Origin of the sequence: Rhodococcus sp. YH1, assembly GCF_009939605.1 — a bacterium.
Lineage (GTDB): Bacteria > Actinomycetota > Actinomycetes > Mycobacteriales > Mycobacteriaceae > Rhodococcus > Rhodococcus aetherivorans.
The window spans coordinates 1-7569 of record NZ_WVTE01000110.1 but is presented as its reverse complement, the minus strand read 5'-3'; the positions used below and the strand labels follow the sequence as shown (position 1 = coordinate 7569).

General features: G+C 69.9%; 4 protein-coding genes. 1 reads left to right on the top strand and 3 read right to left on the bottom strand.

What is annotated here, in order from left to right; translation table 11 throughout:
* Together AIIKEEIJ_RS10770 and AIIKEEIJ_RS10765 are read right to left on the bottom strand one after the other, a co-directional pair.
* On the bottom strand, positions 1 to 229 hold a 229-nt coding region (locus AIIKEEIJ_RS10770), incomplete at its 3' end, for an AMP-binding protein (RefSeq protein WP_161995616.1).
* A 78-nt stretch (positions 230 to 307) separates the two neighbouring features.
* On the bottom strand, positions 308 to 1234 hold the full coding sequence (locus AIIKEEIJ_RS10765; protein WP_050035857.1) for a cyclase family protein: 927 nt from the start codon (positions 1232 to 1234) through the stop codon (positions 308 to 310).
* Positions 1235 to 2328: 1094 nt separating this feature from the next.
* Between AIIKEEIJ_RS10765 and AIIKEEIJ_RS10760 the strand changes: the two genes are divergently transcribed.
* On the top strand, positions 2329 to 5364 hold the full coding sequence (locus AIIKEEIJ_RS10760; RefSeq protein ID WP_161995615.1) for an NAD-glutamate dehydrogenase domain-containing protein: 3036 nt from the start codon (positions 2329 to 2331) through the stop codon (positions 5362 to 5364).
* A gap of 154 nt (positions 5365 to 5518) precedes the next feature.
* Here AIIKEEIJ_RS10760 and AIIKEEIJ_RS10755 read toward each other — a convergent pair whose 3' ends face one another.
* Positions 5519 to 7357, bottom strand: coding sequence for an FAD-dependent oxidoreductase (locus AIIKEEIJ_RS10755; RefSeq protein WP_161995614.1), 1839 nt, complete (start codon positions 7355 to 7357; stop codon positions 5519 to 5521).
* Positions 7358 to 7569: the final 212 nt, after the last annotated feature.

Below are 7569 nucleotides of genomic sequence, written 5' to 3'. Positions count from 1 at the left end.
ACGCCATGCCCGCCATGGGCACGCCGTAGTAGCAGTCGAAGTACTCGGTGCGGTTCGTGGAGAGGATCGCGACGCGGTCGCCGGGGTCCGCGACGCCGAGGAGTGCGTTCGCGAGGCGGCGGCTGCGGTCGCGCAGCTGGCCGTAGCCGACCGTCTCGTCTTCGAAGCGCAGGGCGATTCGATCGGGATGCTTGCGTGCGCTGTACTCGACGATGTCGCTGAGCAGCATTCGGTTCTCCTTGGCGTGATGAAACGGGCGGTATCGGGTCGGTTCGGCCGAGCGGGAGGATTCCGGCTGCCGGTCGTGTCAACGGATGGCGAGAGGGTTGATCGGGGAACCGACTGCCCGGGTGAACTGCAACGGCGGCCCCGTGTAGAAGAAGTCGTAGACGCCGTCGGCGGCGCATGCCTTCGAGAGTTCTTCGAAGTCGAGCATCTCGGCGAGCGTCATGCCCATGTCTCGGATCAGGACCATGTGCAGTTCGAAGAGGGCGCCCGGGTTCTCCCCGGGTATCACCTCGACGGCCCAGTTGTCGGCACCTACGACCGCCACGTCCCGGTCGCGCAGCCACTGTGCGCACGACAGGCTCAGCCCCGGCTCTCCCGCCATGTACGCGGCCGCATCGGACTCCGCGAGAAACTTGGCGTGCCAACCGGTTCGGATCAGGAGGATGTCGCCCGGCCCGACCTCGACGCCCTGCGCTTCCACGACGGCATCGAGTTCCTCGGGTGTGATCGCGGTTCCCGACTCGAGCCATGGGAGACCCCGATGCCGGGCGACGTCGAGGAGCACGCCGCGGCCCGCGATGCCCTTGGCCTGGGTGTGGATGCCGCACTTGTCGGCGCCCTTGACGGTGACGCCGTCGCCGGGATGCCCGTTGTACAGCTGCTCGTCGTAGTGGACGTGCGCGAGGGAGTCGTACTGCGACCCGGCTTGCAGCGGCATGAAGACGTAGTCGTCGGCCCACTTGAAACCGCCCGGCAACACCTGCTCCTGCCCGTTCTCGGACATCAGCCGGATCGGGTTGATCCGGCTTCCGCCCGGCTGCGGACCGTTGCCGTCGAGCGGGATGCCCAGTTCGAAGATCTGTCCGGTTCGGATCAGCCGTGCCGCGTCCCTGACCCGCTCGGGGGTGATGAGGTTGGTCGTGCCGCGCTCGTCGTCGGCGCCCCACCGCCCCCAATTCCGTACCTTTCGTCCGAGTTCACGCATGTCAGGAACGGCGGCGGTCATCGATATCTCCTCTGGACAGTGAAACGCGTCGGACATGCAGTATGACGTGACAGTCATGTCAACTGCGCTCAGATTGTGTTCCACAACACTCGGAGTGTCAACACCCGGCCGGACATCATCGGACGATGGCGACCACTGGTGGTCGGATGCAGCGTCGGCTCGATGAGCGGATACCGACGCGCCGCCGAACTTCGTCGCACCCCAGGTGAGTACGTCGCGGTCCTCATCGTCCACCCTGGAACGGAGGTCCTGGCACAGTGCAGTCGGGGCACCGAAAACGCTTCCGGCACCGCTGCCCCGTGGGACGGCGTAGGCCCCGCCGAGTGCCTCAGTGCCGGGACCTGGATCAAGAACACTCCTCTCCGTTCCACGCCACCTGTTGACCGACGCAGTGCCCGACCTCGACTCGGCTCTCATGCGGACACTTCCGGACTCTCCGAATCCGAAACTGTTGACCGCATGGCTGGACGTGTCGATGCGGCACCTCGACGCCGACGGAGCGCACACCGCCGGCGCATGGCGCTCGATCTCCTCCGCTCGGCGATTGCACGAACCCGCGGCGACGCCGGCGACTCCCGCCAAGTAATCCTGAAGGAGGTCAGCTGATGAGCCCGCCGACAGAGCTGCCCGGCGGCGACGCGGGACGGGGAAACCATTATCTGTACGCCCGAACGCCCTGGGGTAGCACCATCGAACTCGTCACCTGTCCCACGTCACAGGCCTACGAGTCCGGCACCGGGCTACGCCGATGGCGTCCGTCGGCCACGAAGCCGAACGACTCGCGTCACCAGGAGCCCTGACCCTCGTGAAGCCGCGTACGACGGCAAACCGGTCCAATCCATGAACCGGTGAGAAAGGCCCCGGGCCGAGAAGCTCCCCGCAGAGATCTTCTCGGCCCGGCTCTCGCCCACCGGCGCGGCGTACAGTTCACCGACGCCGACGGATATACACAGGTCACCCGCAGCCTCGAGCGGATCAGCCTCCACTCCGAATCGGCGATTCGCGGCGCTCCGACCGCTCCACTTCGGCCCTGCCTTACCGGAGGCAGAGGCGGCAGACTCGCCCCATCGCCGCCGCCCCGGAAAGGACCCCACGTGAGCGCCCCCTCCCTGTCCCAGCACACGACGACGCTGCGTTTCCTCGACTCCGCCGACGGCAGTCCGCTCGGCTGCCTCGCTTCGTGGCCGAACCACCGGTTCACTCTCACCGACGTCGTCGACGTCCTGCGGCGCTTCGGTCTTCACGTGAGCGACCACCGGCCGCTGGACGAGCCGGGGGCGCACCACTTCACGATCGCGCCGTCCGGAACCGCCGCTCCGGATGCCGGGGTGCTCGACCTGATCGCGGACGCGTTCGTCGCGGGCGCCGAAGGCCGCACCGACATCGACGACTTCTCGATACTCGTTCTGCAGGAGGGTATTTCGTGGCGGTGGGTCGACCTGATCCGGGCAGCCGTCCGGTTCCTGGCGCAGGCCGGCATCGGCCTGTCGCCGACGTACATGCTCGGCTGCCTGACGGCCACCTCCGGCTATGCCGCGGCCCTCGCCGCACTGTTCGACGCCCGGTTCCGGCCCGGGCTGCCCGACCGGGAAGCCGCCGTCGCCGCCGCGGCCTCGGCGGTGGCCGGCCACATCGATCGCGCCGCGACCTTCGACCTCGACCGGACCCTGCGAGGGCTGCGCTCGTTCGTCGACGCGACCCTGCGTACCAACTGGTTCCAGAGCGGGGGCACCAAACCGTACGCGTCGTTCAAGCTCGATCCGTCCGCGCTGACCGTCGGCGGGGCGATCGTGCCGCTGCGGGAGATCTACGTCCACTCCCGCGACGTCGAGGGCGTGCACGTGCGGGCCGAGCTCGTCGCGCGGGGCGGGCTGCGGTTCTCCGAACGCCCGGAGGACTACCGCACGGAGGTCCTCGGACTGATGGCGACCCAGGCCGTCAAGAACGCACCCATCGTCCCGGGCGGCGCCAAGGGCGCCTTCGTGATCCGCCCCGGATCCACCGCGGACCTCACCACCGCATACACCACTTTCATCCGCGGCCTGCTCGATGTCGTCGACAACGTCGTCGACGGAGCGCCGACCACCCCGGCCGACACCGTCGCCTACGACGGCGCGGACGCCTACCTGGTGGTCGCCGCCGACAAGGGCACCGCCCGCATGTCCGACACGGCGAACGCCGTTGCCGCCGAATACGGTTACTGGCTCGGCGACGCCTTCGCCTCGGGCGGCTCGGCCGGCTACGACCACAAGGCGATGGGCATCACCGCCCGCGGCGCGTGGGTGGCCGTGCGGCACCGCTTCGCCGAACTCGGTCACGACGTCGACACGCAGACCTTCACCGTCGCGGGCATCGGCGACATGTCGGGTGACGTCTTCGGCAACGGCATGCTGCTCAGCGACCGCATCCGCCTCGTCGCGGCCTTCGACCACCGGCACATCTTCCTCGACCCCGACCCGGATCCCGACGCCTCCCACCGCGAGCGCGCGCGTCTGTTCGCGCTGCCGCGCTCGTCCTGGGCCGACTACGACCCCGCGGCGATCTCCGCGGGTGGCGGCGTGTGGCCGCGCACCGCCAAGGCCGTGCCGCTGTCCGCGGCCGCCCGCGCGGCCCTCGGGATCGACGCCGAGACCCTGACGCCCGACGAACTGATCAAGGCCGTGCTCCGCGCGCCCGTGGACCTGCTGTGGAACGGCGGTGTCGGCACGTACGTGAAGGCCTCCGGCGAGACGCACGGCGACGCCGCCGATCCCGCCAACGACCGGGTCCGGGTCGACGCCTGCGAGGTGCGTGCGCGCATCGTCGGTGAAGGCGGCAATCTCGGCTTCACCCGCGCCGCACGTGTCGAGTACGCGCGCCACGGCGGCCGCTGCGACGGCGACTTCATCGACAACGCCGCCGGCGTCGCCACCTCCGACCGGGAGGTCAACATCAAGATCGCAGTCGATCGCGCGGTCGCGGCCGGAACGCTGGCGCCCGGACAGCGGGAGACGTTGCTCGCCGCGGTGACCGACGACGTGGCCGAGTCCGTGCTCACGGTGTCCCGGGATCAGGTGCTCGCCCTGGGTTGCAGCGAGCACGACGCCCCGGCGCTGCTCACCCAGCACGAGCGGCTGATCGAGGATCTGGTGCGGGCCGGCCGGATCGCCCGCGACGGCGACGGCCTGCCCCCGACGGCGGAGATCCGGGAGCGGAGCCGGGCGGGAACGGGCCTGCTGCGACCGGAACTCGCGGTGCTGCTGGCGCAGTCGAAGAACGTCGTCGCGAGCGAGCTGGCCGCGTCGTCGCTGCCGGACTCCCCGGCCTGCACCCCGTGGGCCGAGAACTACTTCCCAGCCGAGATCCTGGCCCGCGCCGGAAGCGGCGTGGCCGAGCATCCGCTGCGCCGGGAGATCGTCGTCGCGTCGCTCGCGGACGAGCTCGTCAACCGTCTCGGCCCGGGAGCCCTGTACCGGTTCGAGGAACGGTTCGGCGCCGCCACCGCGGACTCGGCGCGCGCTTACGTGGTGGTCAGCCGCGTGCTGCACACCGAGGACATCCGAACCCGGATCCTCGCGGCGGGCTCCGATGCCCGCAGCACGCTGGCGGAGCTGAGCGCGCTCGCGCGCGTCGTCGAGGCCGAGATGGCGTGGTTGCTGCGCCACACCGCCCGCCGCACGCTCCGCGACGTGCTCGCGGGTGCGTGCGACGACGCGGACACACCGGAGGCTCTCGTGGCGCTCTTCGCCGCGCCCGTCGCCGCCGCACTGGGCGACCGGCCGTCGGCCGAGGACTGCCGTGGCGCGTTCGCGAACGCCGCGGTGGCGCTGCGCCTGGGCACCGACCCCGCCCGTGTCGCCGCGGCCCGGGACGCACTGATCGACAGCCTTCACATCCGTTGGCTGCTCGAAGGTTTCGCCACCCGCGTCCGCGGCTCCTACTGGGAGGCCATGGGTGCGGCGGCCCTGCGCGACGAGATCTCCGACCGCCTCGACGCGCTCGTCGTCACCGCGCTCGACGGGAGTGCCGCGGACCCGACCGGTCGCACGCACCGTCTCGTGCGACTCCTCGACCGGCTCCGCGGCGAGGACGCGGTGGACACCGCACGGCTGGCCGTGATCGCCGGGGAACTGCGCCTGCTCGACCGTTGAGCGCGTGCCTCGCAGGGACGGGACCCTGTGTGCGGCATGGTGCTATGGCGTGGTCGATGCGTTGTCTTCGCGCTCGGTCACCTGCGGCGAAGGCCGGTGCTCGCGAGGGTGCCCTCGACCGCCGTGCCGACGGTCGAGGGCACCGACGAGATGCTTACGCGTCGTCCTGCCGCTTGGCTGCTTCCCGTCCCGCGAGGTAACCGAACACCAGCCCGAGCGAGATCGTCCCCCCGGCGCCTCCGTAGAAGCCCTTCGTGGGTGCGCCTCCTGCGTTGCCGGCGGCGTACAGGCCGGGAATGACCTTGCCTTCGGTGTTCAGCGCGCGTCCGAGTGCGTCGGTCTTCGGGCCGCCCACGGTGCCGAGCGCGCTGGCCTGGACCTCGAGCGCGTAGTAGGGCGCGGTGTCGACCGGTCCCAGCACGCTCGACTTCGGGCTCTTCAGCATGGGTCGGATGATCTTCGCCAGGGGTCCGACCACGAGGGAACGCACGCGTTCGGGGTCGTTCCTCTTCGCCACCCGTCCGGCGAGCTTGCTCACGATCGGACCGATCGCCGCGGCGATGCGCATCCGCGCCTTTGCGGTGGCGGCGGGGAACCGCGCGTCGGGCGAGTTCTTGCCCAGCCGGGGATAGTAGGCGCCGAAGTAGCGGTCGAACAAGGTCTCCCCGCGGTGGAACTGCGGGTCGCGAGCTCGGGCGGCCTCGGGGTTGAACCGGTCGACTGTGCGGAGCAGCCCCACCTCGTCGACCCCGATCTTGTTCGCCAGCTCCGACAGGGTGTCGGCGCGGTGGAGGTAGTCGGGCACCTCTGCGCCCGGCGTGACGCCGATGATCCCGAACTTCGTCCAGTAGTTGTGGTCGAAGATCAGCCAGGCCGTGGCATTGGGCATGGTGCCCGTCTCCGGGTCGACCTCGCGCATGATCTGCCCGAACTGGTCGTAGGCCAGGGCCTCGTTCGCGAAGCGCTCACCCTTGCTGTTGACCATGATGCTGTGCGGCAGCGCTCGCTCGCCCAGGAACACACGACTGAGCGGGCGGCCCTCCAGCTCTTCACCGGGCAGCTGCACGCCGGGCATCCACCAGGCGTCCTCCATGCCGGTCAGATCAGCGCCCACCTCCTGCGCCAGCTGCACCGCGATGCCGTCGTGGCCCTGGGGGGAGACCTGCACGCCGAAGGGCGCGTCGAGGTAGGTCGTGGTGATCTCGGTCGAGCTCTCGAACCCGCCGCTGGCCAGCAGGACCCCCCGGGTGGCACGCACCGTGTGCTCGGCGCCGTCGGCGCGCACGACGATCCCCCGCACCCCCGATTCGTCGGTGACAAGCCGGGTCGCGGGCGTCTCGACGCGAACGTCGACGCCGTTGCGCAGGCCCGCCTCGAGCAGTGCTCCGATCAAGGCCGGTCCGGCGAGCCAGACGTCGTCGATGCCGATCCCGCCCAGCAACCAGAACGGGAGCGGGTTCTTGGCCATGCCCGTGGTCAGGGCCGGTCGCACGTACTTCGCGTTCTCCCCGAGTCCCTCCGGGGAGTACGGGCCGGGGAACAGTGCCCGACCGACGGACGCGCCGTCGATGTCGGAGCGGTAGTCCGGCCAGATCGTCGGGATCCACCCGAAGGAGGTGTGCTCTTCGATGAACCGGGCGACGTGCGGTCCGGTCTCCAGGAACTTCTCCACCAGGTCGTGGTCGAGGATCCGGTCGCGACCTTGGCCGTAGATGTACCGTCGCGCCTGGTCCAGGTCGTCGTGCACTTTCAGGTCCTTGGTCGAGAAGCCGTGATTGGGGATCCAGGCGGCACCCGCCGAGATCCCGGTGGCGCCCCCGACGATCTCCCGGGACTCGACCACGAGGACTCGTGCCCCCTCCTTGGCGGCGGTGAGCGCCGCCATCAGGCCTGCGCCGCCGGACCCGACGATCGCCACGTCCACCTCGTCGGGGATGCCCTTCTGGGACACGGTCCCGATGGAGCCGCTGTGCTCGGTCGAACTGCTAGCCATGATCCTCCGTACGGTCGGTTTCGGTCACGCCCCTCCCAGCGGAAGGGCGCGACGCTCGTCATATAGTTGATTACTCAATCATATAGTTGAACACTCAACCATACTTTCCTGTTCCCGGCCGAAGTCGCCCCGCGACGACCACTCGGGCTCTCCCCGGGAACGGTGCCGCGCCGGCTCCGACGGCATTCCGGCCGGCTGGACGAACTCGCCCG

Bases quoted from the DNA above. Each gene is read 5' to 3' on its own strand.
- AIIKEEIJ_RS10765 (WP_050035857.1), bottom strand. From the start codon at position 1,234: ATGACCGCCGCCGTTCCTGACATGCGTGAACTCGGACGAAAGGTACGG.
- AIIKEEIJ_RS10755 (WP_161995614.1), bottom strand. From the start codon at position 7,357: ATGGCTAGCAGTTCGACCGAGCACAGCGGCTCCATCGGGACCGTGTCC.